The following is a 25,362-nucleotide window of genomic DNA, read 5'->3' as shown; positions in this document are numbered from 1 at the left end:
AAGCCGTGGCTGCCAGTACTCCCTGCCGTATCGTCCGCCTCAAATGTCTGCCCCGTAGTCTTGGATTCGAACCGCCCGGCACGCTCATTCTCGCGGCGCGCCGTGGTGGGCCCGGATCAGGTCGTCAGTCGGATGTCGTCGTCGATGATGAGCGTGCCGCCTTCGTCTCCCAGCGTGTAGATGGAATAGGTCTCGCCGCCGATGGTCACGTTCGTGTTGGTGTCGGACATGGCCGCGCCGTTGGTCCGGTCCACATTCACCGCATCGTCGCCCGATCCGTGGATCGTCAGCGTGTTCGAGTTGCTCGAAAGCCCTTCGAGCAGGTCCGAGGTTATGACCAACGTGCTGTCTTCCGCGAACCGCAGGTCGACCGCCTCGATCTCGTGCCCGGAGAGACCCGGATTCGACAGATCGACCGCATTCGGCAGGCCCTTGTCGAGCGCGAAGAGCGTGGCGCTTTCGTTGCCCGCGTCATCGGTCTTGGTGATGACGAGGTGCGAGCCGTTCGGAAGCGTCTGGGTGAAGTAGAAATCCACCTCGCCGGTCGCGATCGGGTTCGCGAACTGCATGTTGCCGATGGTGCCCTGCGACCCGTGCAGCCCGACGGTCGACAGTGCCGCCGTCGCATCGCCCGCATCGACCGAGAAGCCGCGCAGAAGGTCGCCCGACCGATTGAACGCGGTGACGAAGGCCGCGTCGGGTGCTTCGGTGTCCAGTTCGACGGTATCGGTGATCGTGCGCGTGTTGCCCGCCGCATCGGTGGCCGACACGGTGACGTCGAGCGTGTCTTCGCCCGTGCCAAGCTCGGCCGCCGCGAAGCTGGCGGTCCAGTTCCCGGCCCCGTCGACCGTCGCCGTGTGGCTCGTCCCGTCGATGTCGACGACGACCGTCGATCCGGCTTCGACGACGCCCGTAAGCGTGAGGCCCAGCGCCGCTTCGGTCGCGTTGATGTAGCCGTCGCCCGCGATGGGCGTTGCGATGGCGAGGCGGTTCACCTCGGTATCCACCACGACCGTGTCGGTCAGCAAGGCCGAGTTGCCGGCGGCATCGGTCGCGGTCACGACCACGTTCACCCCCTGCTCGCCCGTGGGCACGCTGGATTTGGCGAAATCCACGGTCCAGTTGCCCGAACCGTCGACCGTGGCGGTCTGGGTCACGAGACCCATCTTGACCGAGACGACCGAGCCCGGCTCGACCGTGCCGGTCAGGGTGATGCCGTCAGCCCGTTCGACCGCGTTCACCACGCCGTCATTGTCCACCACGCCGTCGGACGAGAAATTCGTGACGACCGTGTCGATGGCGACGCTGTCGGTCACCGTCTTGGCGTTGCCGTAGCCGTCGTTGATCGACGCGGTGATCTGCGAAACATAGGTGCCCGCCGGGATCTGGTTGGCCGGGAAGGTGGCGGACCACGTGCCGTTCATCGCGGCCACGGTCGTCGTCTGCGCGGCGCCCAGCCCGACGGTGACCACCAGACCGGGGGTCGCCGTGCCGTGGATCACCACGCCATCGGCGCGTTCGGTCAGGTTCACCACATCGTCGATTTCGATTGCGGCCGGAGACAGCGCGAGATCGCCCGCCACCGTGTCGATGCGCACGGTTTCGGTCAGGATCGAGGTGTTCCCCGCCACGTCCGTCGCGGTCACGGACAGAAGCGTGTCGTATTCGCCGTTGGGGATCGACCCCGGCGCGAAGCTCACCGACCAAGACCCGTCCGGATTGACCGTTGCCACGCGCGTTGTGGCACCGATGCTGACGGTGACCTGCGCGCCGATTTCCACGGTGCCGGTAAGGTTCAGACCACTCGAAAGCTCGGACCCGGCCAGCACACCGTCACCGCCCGTGGGCGAGCCGGTGAAAGCGAAGTCGGTGACGAGCGTGTCGATCCTGACGGTGGTGGTCGCCGTCGCCGTGTTGCCCGCCGCATCCGTGGACGTGACCGACACGTTGGCGGTGTATTCGCCGGACGCGATGCTGCCTTGAGGATAAGTGACGCTCCAGCTTCCGTTCGCGGCGACCGTCGCCGGGCGGACGACGCCGCCGATGCTGACATTCACGCTCGCCCCCGGTTCGGCGATCCCGGTGAGGGTCAGACCCGCGACCGTTTCGGCATAGTTCGCGATGCCGTCGCCGCCTGTGCCCGAAAGCGTGGCGGTGACCGAGGTCATGGTGTCGACCTGAACGATCTCGGTCATCGTGGTGACGTTGCCCACGATGTCGGTCGATTTCACGAACACGGTCGCCTGATAGGCGCCCGTCGGAACCTCGCCTCCCGCGAAAGGCACGCTCCACGACCCGTTCGCGGCGACCGTTCCCGTGTGGGTGCGGCCCTGGAACGAGACGGATATCGAGGCACCCGGCTCGCCGATCCCCGTGAACGTGACGCCGGAGGCCGCTTCGGCCTTGTTGATGATGTTGTCCGCCCCGCCGAAGTTCATGGCGAGCGCCAGCAGGTTCTCGGTGTCGACCAGCATGGTCCCCGACGCGGTCGAGACGTTGCCGGCCAGATCGGTCGCGGTGACGTTGATCTGCGTCGTGTATTCACCGCCGGCGATGTTCATCCCCGGCACGACCGCGGTCCACGTCCCGCCGGACCCGGCGGTGGCGGAATAGGTCATGCCACCGACACTGACGACGATGGACGATCCGGCCTCCGCCGTGCCGGACAGGAGGACGGTGCCCGCCTGTGCGACGCCGTTCACGACCACTTCGCCGCCCGATCCCGTGCCCGAGGACAGGGTGACCGCGCCGTCGGTGTCGATGTCGATGGTCGAACTGGTGTTGGTGACGTTGCCTGCGGCATCGGTCGCCTTGACCGTGATCGTCGAGGTATAGGTGCCGGACGGAATCTCGGATGAGGTGTAGGTGACCGACCAGCTTCCGGTGACGGATGCGACCGTCGTGTGCGTCACGCCGTTCATCGTGATTTCAAGCCGCGCGCCGGGTTCGGCGGTGCCCGTGATCTCGACCCCGGCATGGCGTTCGGATGCGTTCACCACGTTGTCGGTCGACAGCGTCAGGTCGATCGCCGCCGCGGGCGCGATCGTGTCGACGGTCATGGTGTGGGTGATCGTGGTCGCATTGCCGTAGGCGTCGACCGAGGTGATGAACACGTCGATATCGTATTCGCCGGTCGGCAGGTCGCCGTGGCTGAAATCGATGCTCCATTCCCCGTTCACGTTGACGGTGGTCGAACGGGTGAACCCGTTGACCTGAATTGTGACCTTGGCCCCCGCTTCGCCATTGCCGACGAGCGTGAAGCCGGACTGGTTTTCAACCGCGTTGACGACGAAGCCCTGAACACCGACGTAATGGTCGAATTCCACGTTCGGCGGTGTGGTGTCGATGACGACATGCTGGCCGGACAGGTTCACGGTCGTTCCGCCCGGTTCGGTCACGACCACGGTCACGCGGTAATCGCCGTCGCCCGGGAAATTGCCGCCCGTGAACTTGGCGCTCCAGCGGCCTTCGAAGTTGGAATAGACCGTGATGGACTGGCCGCCGATGGTGACGAGCACTTCGGAATTCGGCTCGGCCTGCCCGTTGATCGTGACCGTCTTGGTGCTGGACCTGTTGAAGCTGTAATCCGCGTTCGCGTCGAAGATTTTCGCGGTGATCGAGGTGCCCGATCCGCCCGTGGTTCCACCGCCGGTGCTGGTGCCTCCGGTGTTCTTGACCGAGGTGGCCGACCCGACCAGCGCGGCAGCCCCCAGAACCCCGGTGCCGAGCACGATCCCGGTTCCGGCGGTGCCGAGCCCGGCCAGCGGTGCAAGCCCGAAACCTGCGAGCATGGTGGGCGCATCGTCGCTGCGCGATGACCCGACATAGCCGTTCTGGTCGGCGAGGGCGGCGGCGACCGCCTCGTCCGCGTCGTCGTTATAAACGCCTTCGGCCAGAACCACCGGGTCGTCGGGGAAGGTGAGCACGGCGAGTTCGCCGTACTTGCCCCAGATTTCGGTGTCGTGGTGGCTGACCTCGCTGGTGGCCGAAACCACGGTTCCGATCAGGTGGCCGCCTTCGTTGAGATACAGGTCGGCCTGCGGATTCCCGTCGGGACCGAAATAGTCCTCAAGCAGAATCTGACGCCCGTCGGCCATCAGAAGGACAAGGTCGTCGCCCTTCCGGATGTAGCCGGACACGTCCAGCCGTCGCATGTTCAGGGATACGGCGCCGCCCGCCGAAAGTGCCAAATGTCCGTCAAATGAAGAATCGAAGACCGTTCCCTGCTGGTAATTGCCAACAGCATCACGGGCCACGAATTGAATCGCGCTCATGGTCTCTTCCGCCTACCTCAATGTCGCGTCGTTTTTTTAAGAATTTGGTGACGCGTACTTTATGCTCTGATTTCCCAATAACTTTTCCGGGTCAGGATTTCCACCATTATTGAACCATTCGGTTCGTTCTCATCCGAAAACTTATCCCTGCGACCGAAATGCCACGCGGCCCGCTGGCGAGAACTGCCTAACAAAAAGGCAGGATCAGCCGATTGTCGGGGTGTCTCACGCCCTGTGACGTTCGAATGCGCCAAACCGTTTGTGTGTCTCGTTTGCGCGGATACAATGACGGTATGAGCGACGAAAAAATCTTCGACGAAATGTGGGGGCGGGACGAACAGCTTCGCGACCCCTATGCAAATTTCCAATCCTGGTTCGACGGCGAAGACCCGGCCCGATTGCGTGCGAAACAACGCGAGGCCGACGATCTGTTCCGGCTGACGGGCATCACCTTCAACGTCTACGGACGGCAGGAGGCCGAGGAGCGGCTCATCCCCTTCGACATCGTGCCGCGCGTCATCGCCCAGCGCGAATGGCAGAAACTCAGTCGTGGGATCGAACAGCGGGTGCGCGCGATCAACGCGTTCCTGAACGACATCTACGGGCGGCAGGAAATCATCAAGGCCGGGCGTCTCCCGCAAGAGATGATCGCCAAGAACGCGGCCTTTCTGCCCCAGATGATCGGCGTGCATCCACCCGGCGGGGTCTATACCCATATCGTCGGCATCGACCTCGTGCGGACCGACGACAACGAGTTTTATGTGCTCGAGGACAATGCGCGCACGCCCTCCGGTGTCAGCTACATGCTCGAAAACCGCGAGACGATGCTGCATATGTTCCCCGAGCTTTTCGCCAAGAACAACGTGTTGCCGGTGTCGACCTATCCGGCGGACCTGCGCCGGTCGCTCTCCGCCTGTGCGCCGCCCGCCTGCGACGGGCCGCCCACGGTCGCGGTGCTGACGCCGGGCATCTACAACTCGGCCTATTTCGAACACAGCTTCCTTGCCGACCAGATGGGCGCGGAACTGGTCGAAGGCCACGACCTGCGCGTGGTCGACGGGCGCGTCGCGATGCGCACGACCCGTGGTTACCAGCCCATCGACGTGCTCTACCGCCGTGTCGATGACGACTTCCTCGACCCGCTGAACTTCAACCCGGACAGCCAGTTGGGCGTGCCGGGGATCATGGATGTCTACCGCGCGGGCGGCATCACCATTGCCAACGCGCCCGGGTCCGGCATCGCCGACGACAAGGCGATTTACAGCTACATGCCCGAGATCGTCGAATTCTACACGGGCGAGCGGCCGCTCTTGCAGAACGTGCCGACGTGGCGCTGTTCGGACAAGGAAAGCCTGCAATACGTGCTCGACAACCTTTCCGACCTCGTCGTGAAAGAGGTCCACGGATCGGGCGGCTACGGGATGCTGATCGGCCCGACCGCGTCGAAAAAGGAAATCGCCGAGTTCCGAAAGAAGCTCGAAGCGCGGCCGGGCAATTACATCGCACAGCCGACGCTGTCGCTGTCCACCGTCCCGATTTTCACCAACAAGGGGCTATCGCCGCGCCATGTCGACCTGCGGCCCTTCGTCCTCGTCTCGCCGGAAGGGATCAACATCACCCCCGGCGGCCTCACCCGCGTCGCCTTGAAGAAAGGCTCGCTCGTCGTGAACTCGTCGCAGGGCGGCGGGACCAAGGACACCTGGGTGCTGGAGGACTGATATGCTGGGAAAAACCGCAAACGGCCTCTACTGGATGTTCCGCTCGCTGGAGCGGGCCGAGAACACCTCGCGCCTGATCGAAACCGGACAGCGCATCGGCCTGACCCGTTCGGGCAACATGGAATGGGGCTCGGTCATGCAGACCGCCGGCGTGGCCGAGGGCTATGCCGCGCATCGGGGCGAAATCGCGCAGGATCAGGCGATCGACTGGATGCTGCGCGACACCGACAACCCGTCTTCGGTCCTGTCCTCCATCGCCTCGGCGCGTCAGAACGCCCGCATGGTGCGAACGGCGCTTACCACGGATGTATGGGAGGCGACGAACGCAGCCTACATGCGGTCGAAGGAACTGCTGGCCCGCAAGGTGCCGGAGCGCGACCTTCCGAACACGCTCAAGCTCATCCGCCAGCGCACGGCGCTGGTGCGCGGGGCCACGCACGGGACGATGCTGCGCAACGACATCTACGACTTCGCGCGCATCGGAACCTTCCTCGAACGCGCCGACAACACGGCGCGTATTCTCGACGTGAAATACTATGTGCTTTTGCCCTCGGTCTTCGCCGTCGGCTCGACCATCGACAACGTGCAGTGGGAAACCATCCTGCGCTCGGTCTCGGCCTCGGGAGGCTACCGCATGGCATACGGCAATCAGGTCAACGCTCGCGACATCGCGAAATTCCTGATCCTCGACAAACGGATGCCACGCAGCCTGAACTTCTGCGTGTCCAAGTTGCGCGACAATCTGGGGTATCTCGCCTCGGACTACGACACCACGCTTCCGTCGCATGAGATCGCGGACAAGCTGGCGCAGAGGTTGTCGTTGCATGACATCGACGAGATCTTCGAATACGGTCTGCACGAATACATCCAGACGATCCTCGCCTCGATCGGGGAGCTGGGCGCTCAGATCGAGCAGGATTACCGCTTTTACGTATAGGGTGGGCGTGCATGCGGCTTAGAATAAAGCATACGACACGATACAGGTTTGCCGAACCGGTGGCCTATGGTCTGCAACAGCTTCGCAAGACGCCGAAGTCCGGGCATCAGCAGGAGGTGCTGGACTGGACGACGACGGTCGAGAACGGGCGCAAGGAAGTGTCGTTCGAGGATCATCATCACAACGTGGTGGAACTCATCTCCATCGACCGTGATGCGACCGAGGTGACGGTCGTCTCGGAGGGCGAAGTGACGGTCGAAGACAGTGGCGGCGTCGTCGGTCGCCACCCCGGACCCTCGCCGCTCTGGCTTTATGAGCGTGAGACGAAGATCACCAAATGCGGCAGCGGCGGGCGCGCCATCGTGCGCAAGATCGACGCGACGGGCGACTTGGACAGGCTTCATGCCCTGATGCGCCAGATCGGCGAGCAGGTGACATATGCCACGGGCGAATCCCAGTCGGACTGGACGGCGGAAGAAGCCATCGCGCATGGCAAGGGCGTCTGTCAGGACCACGCCCACATCTTTCTCGCCTGCGCGCGCGAGATGGGGTTCCCGGCCCGCTACGTCTCGGGCTACCTGATGATGGACGACCGCGTCGAACAGGATGCGACCCACGCATGGGCCGAAGCCCATGTCGACAACCTTGGCTGGGTCGGGTTCGACGTGTCGAACAACCAATGCCCCGACGCACGCTACGTTCGTGTTGCAACGGGCCTTGATTACACCGAAGCTGCGCCGGTTATCGGGTCGCGAGTCGGTGGGTCAGCCGAAACGCTGGATGTCCAGATACAGGTGGCACAGCAATAAAGGGCTGACATGACCTATTGCGTCGGAATGATGCTCGACCGCGGGCTCGTGATGATGTCCGACACCCGCACGAACGCGGGTGTCGACAATATCGCCACGTTCAACAAGATGCACACGTGGGAGGTCGAGGGCGACCGCGCGCTGATCCTCATGTCCGCCGGCAACCTCGCCACGACGCAGGCCGTCGTGTCGATGCTGGACGAGCGCACCAAGGCGCACGACCAACGCAACCCGTCGATCCTCGAAGCCCCGTCGATGTTTCAGGTCGCGCGCCTCGTCGCCGACACGCTGCGCGACGTGATCGGCATGCACGAGGATGCGGGCCCCCGTGCGGCGGCGCAGTTCGGCGCGACCCTGCTCCTCGGCGGACAGGTCGCGGGCGGGCCACCGCGTCTCTTCATGATCTACCCCGAAGGCAACTTCATCGAGGCGAGCGCGGACAACCCGTTCTTCCAGATCGGCGAGACAAAGTACGGCCGCCCGATCCTTGTCCGGGCCTTCGATCCGCAGATGAGTTTCGAGAAGGCCTTGAAGCTGCTTCTGGTCAGCTTCGACTCGACGCTCAAGGCCAACCTGTCGGTCGGTCTGCCCTTCGATTTCCAGCTTTACGAGACGGATTCGCTGCGCCTTGGCTATCGCTCGCGGGTTCAGGGTGACAGCCCGTATTTCCAGCAAATCTCGTCCGGGTGGGGCGAGGCGCTGAAACAGGCGCTGGATTCGCTGCCGGATTTCGTGCTGGAGAAGTGACAGGCGCCCAAGCGCCGCCTATGATGGCCGCCGCTTCCGGGAGCCTTGTCGATGCCTCGACTGATCGCCTTTCTGCTCGCCGCCGCGCTTCTTGCCGGAAGCGTGGGGTGGTCGGCGTATCGTGACGCGCTCGACCGCCTGACGGAACGGGGCGAGGCCGACCTGTCGCTCGCCGCCGACCGGGTGACCGGCCAGCTTCTGCGCTACCGCGAGCTTGCCGTGATCCTCGCCCGCCATCCCGATCTGAAACGGCTTCTGATCTGGGGCGGGTCGCCCGGCGCTTCGGTGGAAGTCGTGCAGGGCATGGCCGACATGACGGGCGCGTCGGACGTGGCGGCGGTCGACCTCCATGGCCGCATCGTCGCGGGCAGCAGCGGCAGCTCGGTCGCCCGCGACCCGAAGGAACCGCCGCTCGAACGCGCACTGGACGGGGCCTTGGGCACGTCGAACGAAATCGTCGCCGGCCCCCTTGGCCCGCGCCGGTACTTTGCCTTCGCCGCACCTGTGCAGAGCGAGTCCGGCGTGGTCGTCGGCGCCGTCATGACCCGCGTGTCGGTGGCGCAGATCGAAGACAACTGGCCCGGCGACGCGCCGCCGGTGTTCTTCACCGACCGCCAGAACCGCATTTTCGTGACCAACCGATCCGGCCTCGTCCTCGCGGACCGCAGCGACGGAATGCCCGACTATGAAAGCGCCATCACGGCGGGGCGCGAGGTCTGGCGCATCTTCGGGGATCGCTACCTGCCCAATCGTGCGATCCACCTGCAACGCGATCTGCCGACCATCGGCATGACCGCCGAAATCCTCATCGACAGTTCCGGTGCATTCTACTCGGCCGTTCTGTGGGGCCTGATCGCGGCGGGTGCGCTTTTGACCTTCGGCGCGATCCTGTTCTTCGTGCAGCAGAAACGCGCGGCGCTGGCCGACCGGTTGACGGTCGAAGCCGCGGCGAACGCCCGTCTCGAAGCGCGCGTCGTCGAACGCACGCAGGAACTGACCGAGGTGAACGCGGACCTGCGCCGCGAAGTGTCGGAACGGAAAGAGGCCGAGGCGGCGCTGAAACGCGCGCAGGACGAGCTTGTGCAGGCGGGCAAGCTGTCGGCGCTCGGCAAGATGTCGGCCGGGATCAGTCACGAACTGAACCAACCGCTCATGGCGATCCGGTCCTTCGCGGAAAACGGCGAGCAGTTCTTTGACCGGGGCAAGCCGGAACGCGCACGCGACAATCTCGGCAAGATCTCGGAACTGGCACGCCGGATGGGCCGGATCATCCAGAATCTCAGGGCCTTCGCCCGGCAGGAAAGCGGTCCGGTCACGGATGTCGATCTGGTCGACGTCATCGACGCCTCGCTTGAAATGACCGCCGACAAGATCCATCGCCACGAGGTCGAGCTTGTCTATGACCGCCCCCACCTTCCGATCATGGTGCGCGGGGGCGAAGTGCGGCTTCAACAGGTCGTCGTGAACCTCGTCTCGAATGCCGTCGACGCGATGAGCGATGCGCCCGAACGCCGGCTTTCGCTGACCCTCGACACCGACGGCCCCGCCGTGCGCCTGACGGTGCGCGATTCCGGCCCCGGCATCGCGGACCCGGACCGCGTGTTCGATCCGTTCTATTCCACGAAAGAGGTCGGCGCGGCCGAGGGCATGGGGCTGGGCCTGTCGATCTCATACGGTCTCGTCCAGAGTTTCGGCGGCGCGATCAAGGGCCTGAACCACCCCGAGGGCGGCGCGGCCTTTACGGTCGAACTGGTGCCCGCCGGGCTGGAGGTGGCCGCGTGACCCGCCGGGTTCTGCTGGTCGACGACGATGCGTCGGTGCGCGAGGCGCTTGGGCAGACGCTTGAGCTTGCCGATCTGGTCCCGGTCCTCGCCGGCAGCTACATCGAAGCCAAGGACCACATCACCCCCGACTTCGAGGGGGTCGTGGTCAGCGATATCCGGATGCCGGGCAAGGACGGCTTCGCGCTCCTCGGTTTCACCCATGAGGTCGACCCGGAACTGCCCGTGATCCTGTTGACCGGAGAGGGCGACATTCCGACGGCCGTGCGGGGCATGGCGGCTGGGGCCTTCGACTTTCTCGAAAAACCCTGTGCGCCCGCCGACCTGCTGACCGTCGTGGAAAAAGCCCTGAAGACCCGCGCTCTGGTGCTGGAAAACCGGTCGCTCAAGGCGCAGGTCGAGGCGGGAGATGCCGCCGCGCGCCTGCTTCGGGGCACCTCGGCGCTGTCCGAAAAGATGCGCGACGATGCCCGCGCCGTGGCCCGCACGATGGCCGATGCGCTCATCACAGGTGAGCCGGGGGTGGGCACGTCGAAGATGGCGGAAGTCGTCCACCTGCTTTCCGCCGTATCGCGCGGCCCGTTCCTGAAAATCCCCGGCGCGGGGACGACGCCCGACACGCTGGCCGCCGTGTTCGACGAAGCCGAGGGCGGCACGATCTTCATCGACGAGGTCGCGGGGATGAGCCAGCCCGCGCAATTCGCGCTGCTCGAACGGCTCGAACAGCCTTCCGCGCCACGGGTGCTGGCCGGGACCTATCAGGACCTTGCCAAGCTGACGGAAACCGGCGCGTTCAACCCGGACCTTTATTACCGGCTCGAGGCCGCGCGCATCCACATCCCGCCGCTTCGCGAACGGCGCGAGGATATCCCGACGCTCTTTCGGCATTACGTCGAAATCGCCTGCGAACAGGCCGCGCTGCCCAAGCCCGACATCCCGACCGATGTCACGCATCGTCTGATGGGGCAGGACTGGCCGGGGAATGCCCGCGCGCTGATGAACGCCGCGATGCGCTTCGCGATGGGGCTGGCGGAACCCGACGCCGCAGGCGGGCAGGGACTTGCCGAGCGCATGGCGGATGTGGAGCGCGCCTTTCTGATCGAGGCCTTGCGCGATCACGAAGGCCGCGCGACCGAGGCCGCGCGTAGCCTGAAACTCCCACGCAAGACGTTTTACGACAAGCTCGCACGGCATGGGCTGAAACCCGAGGATTACCGCAGCTAGGCTTCGGCGACCCGCCGTCTGGCCACCCCGTAATGCGCCCCGATGGTCACCAGCGCGAGCGCGACGGCGGGCCAGTGCACCTCGGGCATCCGCATCAGGATGCCGATGGCCAGCGCCAACCGGACCAGCAGCTCGACACGGCCCAGTCGCCGGGCGTCGAACCGCACCAGCGCGCTTGCGATGAGGTAGAGCGCCAGAACCAGCCGCACCAGCAACAAGGCGAGCCCCGGCCAGTCGATCCCCGGCCCGTAACCTTCTAGGAACGCGACCGCCCCCGGCGTCGCGAAGGGATCGAGCTTGGCCGCGTCGATGAGCAGAAGTTCGGGGTAGAAGGCGAAGATGAACGGCAGGATGAACATGACGATCCCCGCCCCCACCGCCGCGAACCCCGTCTTCATCGGGTCGGCATGGGTAATCGACGCGGCGGCAAAGGCCGCGACCGCCACGGGTGGCGTGATGGCCGAGGCGACGGCGAAGAAGAAAATGAACATATGCGCGGTGAAGGGCGCGATCCCCAGCCCGATCACGAGCGGCCCCATCAGAAGCGCGACGTTCACGTAAGCCGGGACCGTCGGCATCCCCATGCCCAGCAGAATAGCAAGCAACATGGTCACGAAAAGGGCCGCGAACAGGAACACGCCGCCGTCCTGCAACTCCGGCCCGAAGAGGCGCAGAAGCCCGGTCACGTCGCGGGCGATGAAGCCGGACAGGCCGGTGAAGTTCAGGCAGAAGTCGATGACCGACACCGACAGGAACATGAGGTAGAGGGTCGAGATCAGGATGCCCGCCTCGGACAGCGCGCCGAAGATCTGCGTCGGCCTCTCGCGGAATTTCGGGTCGAGGAAGAACAGGACCACCAGAAGCATCACGGCCCACCAGCCGGCCGACCCCGCATCGCCCGCGCTGTTCTGAATGAGCTTGAACAGGAACGGCAGATCGGTCGCCAGACAGCTATCCCCGTTCACGACCCTTTCGACCCCGAAGAGCGCGGCGATGGGACCGCAGCCGATCGCCTCTTTCGGTGTCACGAGGAGGAACAGGATCATCAGGATCGGCGCGAAGATCATGACGAGGTTCAGGTAGTCCTGCCGGCTCAGGAGCATGTCCGGGGTCTTTTCCCCCACCGCCTCGATCCCCTGCTTGCGGGCCTGAAAGACCACCGTCAGGAACAGAACGCCGAAATAGGCCGCGGCGGGCAGCGCGGCGGCGATGATGACCTCGCGGTAGGGCGTGACGGTCATCGCGGCGAGCACGAAGGCCGCGACCCCCATGACGGGCGGCATGATCTGCCCGCCGGAGGATGCCGCCGCCTCGACCCCGCCTGCGAAGGTGCGGGAAAAGCCGCGCTTCAGCATCATCGGGATGGTCAGAACGCCTGTGGACAGCACGTTGGTCACCGGCCCGCCCGAAATGGTGCCGAACAGCGCCGACGACACGATAGCGGCATGGGCGGGGCCACCGCGCAGACGCCGGGTCCACAGGAACGCGACCTTGATGAGCGATTGACCCCCTGCGGAAATCCCGAAAAGCGAGCCGAGCACGATATAGGGAAAGACCGACGACAGCAGGATGCCCATAAACCGGCCCAGAAGGCCCTGCGAGGTGTTGGTCAGCACGTCCTCGACATTCGGCCGCCCGTCCATCAGCGTTCGGGGTTCTCCGCCCAGCTTGGTAATGGCGTATTTGTTCATGTCCTCGGACCCGAAGACATACCAGATCGCCACGGTGATGAGCGTATAGGCGGCGATCAGGATCGCGACGGCCACGAGGGGGAAGCCCCAGACGCGCACGTTGTAGGCGAGGAATACGGTGATCGCCGCGCCGACGATGGCGAAGATCCACGACCCTGTGGTGTTGATACAGGCCGGGTCGTCGACACTGGTGGGTTCCGGCAGGCCATAGAGTTCCGCGAACTCCTTTTCCTCCTGCAAGGCGCGCGCGATCAGATCGGCGCGTTCGCCCGTGAACTGGTCGATCAGGCAGATCGAGTCGATTTCGATCACGTAGGTCAGCGACACCATGATCGCCATCGTCACCAGCGCGACATCCATGACGATCGCGAAGGCGCGGCGCATCGGCGCCTTGTCGCGGTCCTTCATGTAGAAGGAATGCTTGGCGACGACGATCAGCATCATCAGCACGAAGGCGATCGGGTAGAGGTATTCGTAGGGGTATTTCCGGATCACGATATCCGGGTCACCGGTGATGTTGGCGACAAGCTGGTCCAGACCCGGGATCGACGGGATCGTGTTCATCAAGCCGATGAAGACGAGCACCAGTCCCAGCCCCTTGGCGAGGGGCATAAGTCGATTCACGGGCGGTGGGGCCGGCGTCTGGGTCGCGCTCATGTCATGCTCCGGGGTGTTTACGCTGGTCTACCGTATCCGGGTGGAACGGGGCTGTGCGCCCCGTCCCGGCTCGCGGAGTGGTGGTGTCCGGGCGAAGGTGCCGCCCGGACGGTTGATTCATTCGGCTTCGGCGCAGTCGGGCACGTCGTAGCCCGCCTCTTCCCAGGCCGCGACGGCACCGGGATGGTACTTCAGCGACAGGCCGCCGCAGAACCCGGTGGACTTCTGGTCGAGCACGTCGAAGTTCACGGTCTTGCCGTAGGGTGCCCGCGCTTTCAGCTCGTCGAGCGACGCGATGTAGGTGGCGGTGAGCGCCTTGACCGTCTCGAAGTCGAGATCGGCCCGGACCATCGTCGCGAAAGGCACGCCCGGCGAACGGAACACGCCATCCTCGGAAATCAGGTGCACGCCCTGATCCGCGCCATAGCCAAGGTCGGCCTCGGCCACTTCGACGGGGGCGTTGCCGGGGGCCGACAGGAATTTCTGCATCGCCTCGCCTTCCCAAATATCCTTGGGGATCGAGATGATGTTCACGTCGCCGGTCGACAGCATCGTGACCACCCGGTCCGAGGGCGAGGTGATCGGGACCATGACCGCATCGGCCGAACCATCGACCAGAACCGAGGGAAGCTCGCCCCAGTTGGTCTGGTAGCCCTTGTAATCCTCACCGTCCTTGTAACCGCCCGAGCCGAACAGGATCGTCTGGCGACCCACGGTCAGAGCCGCGCCGCGGGGCGGGCCGTTCCAGACCGTCTTCCCTGCCAACTGCTCATAGCTCGTGATGCCCGACGCGACCGGCGTGATAAGGCCATAGGCCCCGGCGTTATAGGGCGCGATGGCGCGCACGTTGGCGGCCAGCGCCGCCCCGTCCTCACCGATGGCCGAGAACGGGCCGCGCCCCGCTTCGAGCAGGAAGTGCAGCACGGTCGGCGCGGTCACCATGTCGGATTTGCCCTCGGCCACGTTGACGATCGAGTTCGTCGCGGTCTGCCCCTCCTGCACCTGAATGTTGGCGACGCCATCGCGGGCCGCCACATCGGCGAGGTGGATCATCATCAGGTGCGGCGAGTTGCCGGGCGAGGATGTCTCACCCGTCAGGTTGGCCTGCGCGAACGCCGCGCCGGCGGCCAGCAGAACACTGCCTGCCGACAGGGCGGCCAGTGCCGTTTTACGGATCATCGAAGTCATAGGTCTCCTCCCTTTTTGACCGATGGTGCCGGGTCACGCCCGGCGCGTTTCCTTGTCCCGCATGTCCGGCACCTTGCGGTTCCGGTATTTGGCGGTCAGCTCCTCGGGCAGGTCATCCTCCGTGACCACGCCGATCAGCACGCCGGTCCGTGCGGGGCCGGACGTCCGGGCCGCACGAATGGTGTCGTTCGAAATGGTGGTCCGCGCTGCGGGCCGCGCGGTCCAGTCGAACAGGCGGTCGTACATCATGTCGATGACGTCCGCATGGGCGTTGGTTCCACCCAGATCGTTGATCTCGCCCGGGTCGTCCCTGAGGTTGAACAGCATCGGGCGATGGCCGCTTTCGAAGTGGATCATCTTCCACGTCTTGTCGGCAACCATGAACATCCGCGCGTCCTTGGGGTCGATGTCGAGCCGCCCTGCCAGCGGGCTGGTCGAGAAATCGTATTCGCAGATCACGTAATCCCGGTCGGGCGCGTTCCCCCCGCGCAGCATCGGAAGCAGCGACTGACCCTCGAGGATATGGTCGAGCTTCGACGCATCACCCCCCGCCACCTCCACGAAGGTCGGCAGAAAGTCGATGCATTCGACCAGCGCATCGGTCGACGTGCCGCGCGTCGCATCCGCCTCGCGCGAGGGGTCGTAGATGATGAGCGGCACCTTCACCGACGCATCGTGGAAAAAGGTCTTCTCCCCCATCCAGTGATCGCCCATGAAATCGCCGTGGTCCGAGGTCACGACGATCATCGTATCCTCCATCCGCCCGGACTTTTCGAGGAAGTCGAACAGCACGCCCATCTGGTCGTCGCACTGCTTGATGAGGCCCATGTAGGCGCGCAGCACCTTGGCGCGCACGTCATCGCGCGAGAACGCCTTGCCGACCGGCGAATTCTGGAAGCCCTTGAACACCGGATGATCGGTCTCACGCTCCGCCTCGCTGCGCACCGGGTCGATGAAATGCTCAGGGCCATACATGCTCGCGTAGGGTTCCGGCACGATATAGGGCCAGTGCGGCTTGATATATGACAGGTGGCAGCACCACGGCTGATCCCCCTGCGCTTCGATGAATTCGATCCCGCGCCGGGTCAGATAGGGCGTTTCGCTGTCGTCTTCGGCGATATTCGCGGGGAGGTCGGAGTTCTCCAAGAACCAGCCCGACAGCACGTTGCCCTCGTCGTCACGGGCCGAGTTGGCATAGTCGTGCCAAGGATTGTCGCTCTCATACCCCTTGGACCGCAGATAGTCGTTGTATTTGAGCGCACCGCCCTCGTCATAGAACCCGTCCGGCCCTTCGGGGCGCATCCCGTCGTCACGCTCGAAGACGTCGAAGCCGCACTCCGACACCCGCGCACCGATGACGCTGTCAGGCTCCAGCCCAAGCCGCCGCATCCCTTCGGCATCCGCCGCCATATGCGTCTTGCCGATCAGGTAGCAGCCCATGCCGAGGTCGCGCAGATGGTCGCCCATCGTCAGCTCGCCCACCTTGAGCGGCGTGTTGTTCCAGCTTGCCCCGTGGCTGTGGACGTAGCGCCCGGTGTAGGTCGACATGCGCGACGGACCACACAGCGGCGATTGGATGATCGCGCGGTCGAACCGCACACCCTTCGCGGCGAGCCGGTCGAGGTTCGGGGTGTGCAGATGCGGGTGGCCGTAGCAGCTTAGATAATCCCAGCGAAGCTGGTCGAACATGATGAAAAGGATATTCCGAGGTTGCCCCATCCTGCCAGTATCCTCCCAAATCCCGTAAGCATGGCGTTGGATTCTGGTTTTATCGCAAAATTTCCCTTCAGGATAATAGAAGGTAGCACTTCGATATATCAGTCTCGATATGTCAGCCGAATTGCCGCGCCGCGGCGCGAACGTGGTCCGCGAACCGTTCGGCCTCGGCGGACAGCGCCCTGTCGCGAAAGAACGTCAGACCGACGGAGGACACCAATTCATCGCCCCGCAACGCAAGATCGACAAGCGTTCCCGCCGCTAATTCCTGCCGCACGGCCCCGCGCGGCAGCACCGCCACGCATTGATGCCGGGCGAGGTAGGATCGGGTGAACTCGAACGACACCGTTTCGATCTGGTTGGGAAACTCGCTCACCCCGCGCGCCACGATGAACTTGTCCATCTCGCGCCGGATGATCGTGCCTGCGAGCGGCACCAGCATCTGCTGCGTCTCGAAGTCCTGCACGGTGAGCGGACCGTCGAGCGCGACGAACGGGTGATCCGGGCGGGCGACGAATATGATGTCTTCGGCATAAAGATGCTCGAACGTGACGCCCTTGAGGTGTTCCAGCGACAACAGCCGCCCAAGGATGAAATCCAATTCGCCCCGCGCCAGCCGCGCGATCAGTTCGTCCACCGCCGCCCAGTGAATCTCGACGTCGATATCGGGTGCGGTGCGCTTGAATTCGGCCACCGCATCCACCGCCACCGTGCGGGCCACGTTCGGCAGAACCCCGAACGCCACGCGCGCCTTGGCGGAATCGCCCTGCGCCGCCACCGCCCCGGCCTCGATCTGCGTCAGGGCGATGTCGAAATGGCGCATGAGCTTGGCCCCGGCATCGGTCAGCGAGACGCCCCGGCCCGTCCGGTCGAACAACGGACTTCCGATGATCTCTTCGATCTCGGCAAGCGTACGCGACACGGCCGGCTGGGACGAGTTCAACTGCCGCGCCGCATGGGTGACGGACCCGGCCTTGGCCACGGCAAGGAAACAGCGGATATGGCGCATCCGCAGACGACTGAACACGCGCGAACCCTCCCTTGCCCGTGTTCGACCAGACTACCGACCCGGGCGGGCATGTCTATCGGCGCGACACGGCCCGAATGGCTCCGGCCAGAGCGAAGGCTTCCAGCCGTTCCCCGAACCCCACGGGCGAGGCGAGGTTCATGCGTCGCATCTTGTCCTCGGGCTTGGGCGCGAACATGCCGCTCAGGATCAGCTTGGCCACCGCCAGCCTGCTCCCCTGCGCGTTGGACAGATGCGCCAGAACGGGCAGCAGACCCTTTTCCGTCTCGTCGAAATCGGTGCCGAACGGGAAGTCCGGCAGGTCATGGGGCGCAAGCCACGCCTTCACCCGCTCCGGTGTGTTTTGCCGCCACGCCGGGTCGATCGTGAAATCCTTGGCCAGCTTGCCCGCCGATTTGGCCTTGTCCAAAAGCGCGTCCTGAAACCGGCTGTCGGTGATCCTGAGCATCGCCGCGACCGCATCCTCATCACGCTTGCCGCGCAGATCGGCGATCCCGTATTCCGTCACGATCACGTCGCGATAGGCGCGCGGCACGCTTTCATGCGGATGCTCCCACACGATGTTCGACGTCGTCTCGCCTTTGCTGGTCCGGGTCGCGGGCAACGTCAGGATCGCGCGCGCCCCGTCGAGCGCGAAGGCCTGTTCGATGAAGTTGAACTGCCCGCCGATCCCGCTCACTTCCTGCCCGTCGCTTGTGACGTCGCTGACCAGCCCGCCCAGAAGCGTGACCTTCATCGCGGAATTGACGAACCGCGCATCGACCCGCGCGGCGCGTTTGGCAGGCTCGTCGCCGTAAAGCTGGTTGGTGAAGGACACGGGCATCATGCGGATCTTGGCGCGCTCGGCGTCGGAGAGCGCCCGGAGGCGTTCGTAGAAGTCGCGGCAATCGACGAAGAACCCGGCATGGATCGCCGCCCCATCCACCTCGCGCTTGACGATGCCGCGCTCGAACAGGTGCAGGAGCCCGTCCACAAGCATCTCGGTCACGCCGTAAAGCCCGGTCTCGAACCGCCCGTCCTCATCGAACCCGTCGGTGTCGAACGGGCAAGTGCGCGTGACCTCGGCCAGCCCGCCGGACTGGCGCAGGATCAGGGCGTTCGCGACCGCATCGCCGATGGTCCCGATCCCGATCTGAAGCGTCCCGCCATCGCGCACGGCGCGCGCCACGTGCAGCCCGATGGCATGGGCCGCATCGCTGACCGGCTGTTTGACGACCGAGAACAGGTCGAAATCCGGCGCGGGGTCCAAGAGCAGGTCCACCTCGTCCCGCGCGACGCGCGCCTCCGCCCCGTCCATCGCAGGCAGTTTCCCGTTCACTTCGCCCACCAGCAGGAAATCCATCCGCCCCGCGCGACGGTCCCGCAACAGGTCCGACGAAATGTCGGTGTTGCACGACAGGCTGAAGCCTTCGTCCAGCGGTGCGAGAAGCTGAAACATCAGGTTGGGTTTCCACGCCGCGAGCACGTCATACGCATGGGTATAGTTGGCGGGGATGTAATGCCGCTGGGCCGACGGAACGCCGATCCAGCGCCCGGCGAGCATGAAGAATTCCGACACCTCGATATTGTCGGGGAGCGTTCCCGCGCGCTGCATCTCGGCATAGTCGAGCGTGGGATAGGCCCCAAACAGCCGATCCTTGGCCGGTTCCAGAAACCTCCGCGCCATGCCCGATGACATATCGGGGGGCTCGAGCGTCAGGGCGGTCAGAATCGACAACTTCACCTCGGGCCGTGCCGCCACCGCACGCGTCAGCGCGTTGACCAAGGTGACCGGCTTGCCCAGCCCAAGCGGGAGGGCGAGGCGCATGTCGCCCCCGGTCTTCTCGATGATCTCGGCGGCGATGGCATCCGCGCGGGCCGTGAACTCCGCCTCGGTCTCAGCCAAAGTCGTCCCACCCCGGATCGGGTGCGAAACGGGGGCCATGCTGTTTTTCCAGCCGCGCCAGAACCTCCGGCACGTCGCCGCGCACCCTGGCGTAGTGCAGCGGCCCGCCCCGGAACGGTGCGAAGCCAGTGCCGAAGATCACCGCCGCATCCGCCGTTTCGGCATCCGCGACCACGCCCTTACGCAGACATTCGACCGCGGCATTGCACATCGGCAGGGTCAGCCGATCGATGATCGCCGGGTCCGGCTTGTCGGCTGGCTCTTTCGGCGGCTTTTCGGACCCGTAGTCATAAAGCCCCTTGCCCGCCTTCTTGCCCGTTTCGCCCGCCTCGACCTTTTTGACGAGCCAATCGGGCGTCTCGGCCACCGGCACGTCCAATCCGGCGTTCAGCGATCTCGCGACTTCGAGACAAATATCCAGCCCCACCTGATCGGCGAGCGTGACCGGCCCCATCGGCATCCCGAAGGCCAGCGCGGCGCGGTCGATGGCGACCTTGTCGTGGCCCTCGTCCAGCATCACCATCGCCTCCATCATGTAGGGCGCGAGCACGCGGTTCACGAGGAAACCGGGATAATCCGTCACCCGCGCAGGCAGGCGGTCGATCCCCGCCGTGAACGCGGCGCGACGGTCGAGCGTCGCATCCGACGCCAGATCATGCGACACCACCTCGACCAGCGGCATGGAACTGACCGGGTTGAAGAAATGCAGCCCCGCGAACAGCGCCGGGTCGGGCGCGGCGTCGACCAGATCAGCCAACCGGAGGCTCGACGTATTGGTGGCGAGGATCGCGCCGGGCTTCATCACATTGGTGAGTTCCGCGTAGATGCTTTCCTTCAACTCCGCCTTCTCCGGCGCGGCCTCGATCACCAGATCGGCCCGCGCACGTCCCAGCCCGTCCGGGTCGGGCATCAGCCGGTCGAGCGCATCGCGCGCGTCGATCCCGCTCAGGTGTTTCTTCTCATAGATCTTCGCGGCCCGGCGGATCGTGTCGCCCAAGGGTGCAAGCTTCACGTCCTCGATGGTCACGCGCTTGCCCTGCATCGCGGACCACGCGGCGATCTCCGCCCCCATCGCGCCCGCGCCGATCACGTGGACATGCGCGATCCCGTCGTCCTCGCCCGCGCCCGACTTCAACCGACGCCGCAGAAAGAACACCCGGATCAGGTTCTGCGCGGTGGTGCTGTCGAGCAGTTCGGCGAAGGATGCGATTTCGGCGGACTGCATCCGTTCCGGGTCGCCCCCGTGATCTTCCCACAGGTCGATCAGCGCGAAGGGCGCCGGGAAATGCGCGCGCGGGGCCTGCTTTTCGCTTTCGCTCCGCATCCGGTTCGCGGCGAGGCTGCGCGCCGCACGGGTGCGCAGGGCGGTCGCCTTGAACCCGCCATTGTCACGGGTGAGCTTGCCCTTGGCCGCCGCGTCGATGGCGGCATCCACATGCCGTTCGGGCACCAGCGCATCCAGAATGCCCAGCTTCTTGGCCTTGCGGTCATGGGCGCTCTTGCCCGTCAGCATCATCTGCATCGCCGCGACCGGGTCGATCAATCGCGTCAGACGGAAGGTCCCGCCAAGGCCCGGATGCAGGCCAAGCTGGATTTCGGGGAAGCCCAGCTTCACGCCCTCGACGCCGATCCGATGATCGCAGGCCAGCGCCAGTTCGAAGCCGCCGCCAAGCGTCGCACCATGCACGACCGCCACGGTGGGGAACGGGAGCGCGGCCAGCTTGTCGAGCACCGCGTGACCCTGTTTCAGCATATCCACGGCGCCCTCGCCCCGCAGGTCCGCGAACCCGTCGATGTCGGCCCCGGCAGCGAACCCGCCGGGCTTGGCCGAGCGGATCACCAGCACATCGGGCTGCGCCTGTTTCGCCTCGTCCAGAAGCGTGTCCAATTCCCGCAGCACCGCCTCGGAAATCACGTTGGTCCCGGCGCCTTCGCAGTCGAGCCACAACGTGATCCGCCCGCCCTGATCCTCACGCCGCCAATGCGCCGTCTCGGCGGGCTTCGGAGCGTCCGTCGACTCGTCGGGGGTGATCTGATCCAATACGTCGCTCATGCGGCCTCCAACAGCATCGCGCCGCCCAGACCGCCGCCGATGCATTCCGTTGCGATGCCCCGCTTGGCCCCGCGCGCCTTCATGGCGTTGGCGAGGTGCAGGACGATCCGGTTCCCACTGGTGCCTACCGGATGGCCAAGGCTGATCGCCCCACCGTCCACGTTCAGTTTGTCGCGGTCGATCCGGCCGAAGGCTTCGTCATAGCCCAGAATGTCGCGGCAGAAGTCGTCGTCCTGCCACGCGGCAAGGCACGACAACACCTGCGCGGCGAAGGCTTCGTTGATCTCCCACAGGTCGATGTCATCGCAGGACAGCCCGTGGCGCTGCGCGAGCGGCGTGGACGACAGCACCGGCCCCAGCCCCATGATCGACGGGTCGAGACCCGCCCACTGGCTGTCGACGATCCTTGCGATCGGCTCCAGCCCATGCGCGTCGACCGCCGTTTCGGAAGCGAGAATGACCCAGGACGCACCATCGGTGATCTGGCTCGAATTGCCGGGAGTCACCTTGCCATAGGGCTTTTCGAACGCCGGGTTCAGCTTGCCCAGCTTCTCGACCGAACTGTTCGGTCGCACGCCATCGTCATGCTTATGCACGCGACCGTCCCTGTCGAAAACCGGAACGACCTCGCCCTTGAGCCGCCCTTCCTCCTGCGCCGCGGCAAGGCGGTGGTGGCTTTCGTCGGCATAGGTGTCGGCGGTGATCCGGTCGATCCCGAAGCGATGCGCCAGAACCTCGGCGGTCTGACCCATGTTGAGCTTGGTGATCGGATCGGTCAGCCCACGTTCCAGCCCGATGACGGGCGAAAAGAAATCGGGGCGCACATCGGCGAACGCCTTGGCCTTGTCCAACGGGCTCTTGGCCTTGGCCAGATCGCCATACCATTCGGTCGCGTCCCGGCTGTAGACGAGCGGCGCGTGACTGAGCGCCTCGGTCCCGCCGGCTAGGATCATCTCGTGACTGCCGTCACGGATATAGCGCATCGCCGTGTCGATGCTCTGCATCCCCGATCCGCAGTTGATCTGCACGGTAAAGGCCACCTGCTGCTCGCCCATACCAAGGCGAAGGGCGGCGACGCGGGCCGGGTTCATTTCGTCCTGAATGACATTGACGCAGCCGAGGATCACGAGGTCGAAGGCGCTCGCCGCGAACGGCTGGCGCATAAGCAACGGGCGGCCAGCCTGCACGGCAAGATCCACGGGCGTGAACGGCCCCGGCTCGCCGCGAGCCTTGAGGAACGGGGTCCGCGCCCCATCGACGAGGTAGACGGGTCGGCTCATTCCGCCGCCTCCTTCCAAGTCGTTGGCCGCTGCATGTCGGGGAACAGTTCGGCCAGTTCGTCGGGGGTGTAATCGTCCACCGCGATGACTTTCTGCACGGCCACCGCCACCTCTTCGAGTTGCTGGAACTCGGCATCCGACAGGATGCCCGCCTCCAGCCCCTCACGCGGGGTCTTCTTGGCATCGCGCAGACGTTTTTCGAGCGGCTCGGCCTCGAGCACCAACGCATAGGCGTGGTTGAGCAGGCCAAGCCCACTGTCTTCGGCTGCACGATAAAGTCCGCTCGTCAGCCGTGTCCGCGCCTCGCAGGGTTCATAGACGATCTTTGCCACGGCCTCGGTCACCTCGTCCGACGGGCCGCGCGCGTGGTGTCCCGGTCGGACCAGCGGGCGCAGCAGCCAGCCGACCCATTTGGCGGGCATGTTGGCGATGGTTTCGTCCAGCGCCTCACCGATCCGGGCGAAGGATGTCTCGGCTGCATGATGGACGAGCGGCAGGTCGTCCTCGTTGCGCCCGTCATCCTCCCACCGCTTGAGCACTGCGGAGATCAGGAACATCTCGGACAGCGCATCACCCATCCGGGCCGAGATCATTTCTTTCCGCTTGAGCGCACCACCCAGCGTCAGGAACGCCATGTCGGCGACGACCGCATAGGCAGCCGACCAGCGCGACAGGCGGCGATAGATCGGGGCGACCTTGCCCACATCCGCAGGCGCGTTGCCCTGCCCGGTCCAAGCCGACCAAGTGGCGCGGAAGGTCGTCTTGATCGCATGGCTCACATGAGCCCAGAAATGCTTGTCGAACGCGTCGAGCGACTTTTCTTCGTCCGGCTCCTGCAACGCCTCGATTTCGTCCAGCATATGCGGATGCGCCCGGATCGCGCCTTGGCCGAAGATGATGAGGTTTCGCGTGACGATGTTCGCGCCTTCGACCGTGATGCCGACGGGAATGGTGCGGTAAATCGGCTGAAGGTAGTTGAGCGGCCCGTCGATCACGGCCTTGCCCGAATGCACGTCCATCGCATCGTTGATCGCGTCGCGCATCCGGTCGGTGGCGTGGTATTTCATGATCGCCGAGATGACGGCGAGCTTGTAGCCCTCGTCCAGCACCGCCGTCGTCAGTCGCCGCCCCGCGTCGATGGTGTAAGCGGACGAAGCGATGCGCGCCATCGGCTCCTGCACCCCACCGAACAGGCCGATGGGCAAGTTGAACTGTTTGCGGATGCGGGAATAGGCGCCGGTCGTATGAGCGGCCATCGCCGTGGCGGCAGCCGACAGGGACGGCAGCGAAATGCCCCGCCCGGCGGCCAGCGCGCTCATCAGCATCATCCAGCCCTTCCCGGCATAGTCCGGCCCGCCGATGATGTTTTCGAGCGGGATGAAAACGTCTTTCCCGGTGGTCGGGCCGTTCATGAACATGGTGCCCGATGGCAGATGGCGCCGTCCGGTTTCGACCCCCGGCAGGTCGGTCGGCACGAGCGCGCAGGTGATCCCGATGTCCTTCACGTCACCGAGCAACCCGTCCGGGTCGCGAAGCTGGAATGCAAGGCCAAGGACGGTCGCGACCGGGGCGAGCGTGATGTAGCGCTTGGCCCAGTTCATCCGAATGCCGAGCACCTCTTCCCCGTTCCACTCGCCTTTGCAGACGATGCCCTCGTCCGTCATGGCCCCGGCATCCGACCCGGCGTCTTCACTGGTCAGCCCGAAGGCAGGAAGCTCGCTCCCGTCGGCGAGACGCGGCAACCACGTCTGTTTCTGCTCGTCGGTGCCGAACTGATGGATCAACTCGCCCGGACCGAGCGAATTGGGCACCATTACCGTCACCGCCGCGACGACATTGTGGCTCGCGATGTAGCGGACCACTTCGGAATGAGCGAAGGCCGAGAAGCCCAGCCCGCCGAATTCCTTCGGGATAATCATCCCGAAGAACCCCTTTTGGCGCAGGAAATCCCACGCCTCGGTCGGCAGGTCGCCGGTCTTCTTGTCGATTTCCCACCCGTCGACCATGTCGCAGAACGCGCGGCAGGGCCCGTCGATGAAGGCACGTTCGGCATCGGTCAGCGTCGGCGCCTTCACGGAACGCAGCTTGTTCCAGTCGGGATTGCCGGAAAACAACTCCGCCTCGAAATGGACATCGCCCGAACTCACGGCCTCGGCCTCGGTCTCGGACAGGGTCGGCAATACGCCCTTGGCCCATTTATGGATCGGCTTGGTGATGAAATCTTTCCGGAACGACATGGATGGTACCTCCTGCATCCGCAACGCATCGTCGGGGGCAGGGTTCCGTGGCGCGGGGTGGCGGCGACTGACGGTCGGGGCCGAGGCGTTGCGGGTCCGACGGCCCCGACCGGGCGACCTCAGCGCGACGAGTCGTGT

15 protein-coding genes are annotated in these 25,362 nt (G+C 65.0%); 6 read left to right on the top strand and 9 right to left on the bottom strand.

Translation table 11 applies throughout. The features are described from left to right. Positions 1-116: 116 nt before the first annotated feature. Complete coding sequence (locus FCT00_RS07320) at positions 117-4,274, bottom strand: beta strand repeat-containing protein (RefSeq protein ID WP_138422429.1); 4,158 nt, start codon at positions 4,272-4,274, stop codon at positions 117-119. 293 nt (positions 4,275-4,567) lie between these two features. Here FCT00_RS07320 and FCT00_RS07315 point away from each other — a divergent pair, with 293 nt between their 5' ends. From FCT00_RS07315 to FCT00_RS07290, 6 genes are read left to right on the top strand one after another with little or no spacing between them, the layout of a single operon-like run. Beyond that, positions 4,568-5,992, top strand: a complete 1,425-nt coding sequence (locus tag FCT00_RS07315) for a circularly permuted type 2 ATP-grasp protein (RefSeq protein ID WP_138422428.1) — start codon at positions 4,568-4,570, stop codon at positions 5,990-5,992. A 1-nt stretch (position 5,993) separates the two neighbouring features. Continuing rightward, positions 5,994-6,929, top strand: a complete 936-nt coding sequence (locus tag FCT00_RS07310; RefSeq protein ID WP_008332034.1) for an alpha-E domain-containing protein — start codon at positions 5,994-5,996, stop codon at positions 6,927-6,929. Positions 6,930-6,940: 11 nt separating this feature from the next. Then, positions 6,941-7,738, top strand: coding sequence for a transglutaminase family protein (locus FCT00_RS07305; RefSeq protein WP_040884817.1), 798 nt, complete (start codon positions 6,941-6,943; stop codon positions 7,736-7,738). 9 nt (positions 7,739-7,747) lie between these two features. Continuing rightward, the gene (locus FCT00_RS07300; protein WP_138422427.1) at positions 7,748-8,485 is read left to right on the top strand and encodes a proteasome-type protease; all 738 of its coding nucleotides are present in this window, start codon (positions 7,748-7,750) and stop codon (positions 8,483-8,485) included. Between the two features lie 51 nt (positions 8,486-8,536). Further along, positions 8,537-10,267, top strand: coding sequence for a sensor histidine kinase (locus FCT00_RS07295; RefSeq protein WP_138422426.1), 1,731 nt, complete (start codon positions 8,537-8,539; stop codon positions 10,265-10,267). After that, a complete protein-coding gene (locus FCT00_RS07290; RefSeq protein ID WP_138422425.1) occupies positions 10,264-11,490 on the top strand; it encodes a sigma-54-dependent transcriptional regulator in 1,227 nt (408 codons plus the stop codon). Before FCT00_RS07295 ends, FCT00_RS07290 begins: the two co-directional genes overlap by 4 nt. On the opposite strand, the gene FCT00_RS07285 is transcribed toward FCT00_RS07290, so the two are convergent. The 8 genes from FCT00_RS07285 to FCT00_RS07250 all read right to left on the bottom strand — a co-directional run bounded on the left by FCT00_RS07285 (position 11,487) and on the right by FCT00_RS07250 (position 25,224). Then, entirely contained in the window at positions 11,487-13,838 is a 2,352-nt protein-coding gene (locus FCT00_RS07285; protein WP_328591395.1) for a TRAP transporter permease, read from the bottom strand. The genes FCT00_RS07290 and FCT00_RS07285 overlap by 4 nt on opposite strands. Before the next feature lie 117 nt (positions 13,839-13,955). Beyond that, entirely contained in the window at positions 13,956-15,026 is a 1,071-nt protein-coding gene (locus FCT00_RS07280) for a TAXI family TRAP transporter solute-binding subunit (protein WP_138422424.1), read from the bottom strand. A gap of 33 nt (positions 15,027-15,059) precedes the next feature. Then, positions 15,060-16,745, bottom strand: a complete 1,686-nt coding sequence (locus FCT00_RS07275; protein WP_138422423.1) for a sulfatase-like hydrolase/transferase — start codon at positions 16,743-16,745, stop codon at positions 15,060-15,062. Positions 16,746-16,857: 112 nt separating this feature from the next. Beyond that, entirely contained in the window at positions 16,858-17,769 is a 912-nt protein-coding gene (locus FCT00_RS07270) for a LysR substrate-binding domain-containing protein (protein ID WP_235888951.1), read from the bottom strand. A gap of 55 nt (positions 17,770-17,824) precedes the next feature. Continuing rightward, positions 17,825-19,654: an acetyl-CoA hydrolase/transferase C-terminal domain-containing protein gene (locus FCT00_RS07265; protein WP_138422422.1), complete on the bottom strand. Its 1,830-nt coding sequence runs from the start codon at positions 19,652-19,654 to the stop codon at positions 17,825-17,827. Beyond that, positions 19,647-21,707 carry a 3-hydroxyacyl-CoA dehydrogenase NAD-binding domain-containing protein gene (locus FCT00_RS07260; RefSeq protein ID WP_138422421.1) on the bottom strand — a complete coding sequence of 687 codons (2,061 nt, stop codon included), beginning with the start codon at positions 21,705-21,707 and terminating at the stop codon, positions 19,647-19,649. Before FCT00_RS07260 ends, FCT00_RS07265 begins: the two co-directional genes overlap by 8 nt. Beyond that, entirely contained in the window at positions 21,704-22,987 is a 1,284-nt protein-coding gene (locus tag FCT00_RS07255) for an acetyl-CoA C-acetyltransferase (protein ID WP_138422420.1), read from the bottom strand. Before FCT00_RS07255 ends, FCT00_RS07260 begins: the two co-directional genes overlap by 4 nt. Then, positions 22,984-25,224, bottom strand: a complete 2,241-nt coding sequence (locus FCT00_RS07250) for an acyl-CoA dehydrogenase (RefSeq protein WP_138422419.1) — start codon at positions 25,222-25,224, stop codon at positions 22,984-22,986. Before FCT00_RS07250 ends, FCT00_RS07255 begins: the two co-directional genes overlap by 4 nt. Between the last annotated feature and the right edge of the window lie 138 nt (positions 25,225-25,362).

The sequence above is a fragment of the Maritimibacter alexandrii genome (assembly GCF_005871115.1).
Lineage (GTDB): Bacteria > Pseudomonadota > Alphaproteobacteria > Rhodobacterales > Rhodobacteraceae > Maritimibacter > Maritimibacter alkaliphilus.
The sequence above is the reverse complement of the archived record's forward strand: the minus strand, read 5'-3'. Positions and strand labels throughout refer to the sequence as shown.

Excerpts from the sequence above, each read along its gene's own strand:
- FCT00_RS07260 (WP_138422421.1), bottom strand. The coding sequence starts at position 21,707 with ATGAGCGACGTATTGGATCAGATCACCCCCGACGAGTCGACGGACGCT.
- FCT00_RS07255 (WP_138422420.1), bottom strand. The coding sequence starts at position 22,987 with ATGAGCCGACCCGTCTACCTCGTCGATGGGGCGCGGACCCCGTTCCTC.
- FCT00_RS07305 (WP_040884817.1), top strand. The coding sequence starts at position 6,941 with ATGCGGCTTAGAATAAAGCATACGACACGATACAGGTTTGCCGAACCG.
- FCT00_RS07250 (WP_138422419.1), bottom strand. The coding sequence starts at position 25,224 with ATGTCGTTCCGGAAAGATTTCATCACCAAGCCGATCCATAAATGGGCC.
- FCT00_RS07280 (WP_138422424.1), bottom strand. The coding sequence starts at position 15,026 with ATGACTTCGATGATCCGTAAAACGGCACTGGCCGCCCTGTCGGCAGGC.
- FCT00_RS07275 (WP_138422423.1), bottom strand. The coding sequence starts at position 16,745 with ATGGGGCAACCTCGGAATATCCTTTTCATCATGTTCGACCAGCTTCGC.
- FCT00_RS07300 (WP_138422427.1), top strand. The coding sequence starts at position 7,748 with ATGACCTATTGCGTCGGAATGATGCTCGACCGCGGGCTCGTGATGATG.
- FCT00_RS07295 (WP_138422426.1), top strand. The coding sequence starts at position 8,537 with ATGCCTCGACTGATCGCCTTTCTGCTCGCCGCCGCGCTTCTTGCCGGA.
- FCT00_RS07315 (WP_138422428.1), top strand. The coding sequence starts at position 4,568 with ATGAGCGACGAAAAAATCTTCGACGAAATGTGGGGGCGGGACGAACAG.
- FCT00_RS07310 (WP_008332034.1), top strand. The coding sequence starts at position 5,994 with ATGCTGGGAAAAACCGCAAACGGCCTCTACTGGATGTTCCGCTCGCTG.
- FCT00_RS07285 (WP_328591395.1), bottom strand. The coding sequence starts at position 13,838 with ATGAGCGCGACCCAGACGCCGGCCCCACCGCCCGTGAATCGACTTATG.
- FCT00_RS07320 (WP_138422429.1), bottom strand. The coding sequence starts at position 4,274 with ATGAGCGCGATTCAATTCGTGGCCCGTGATGCTGTTGGCAATTACCAG.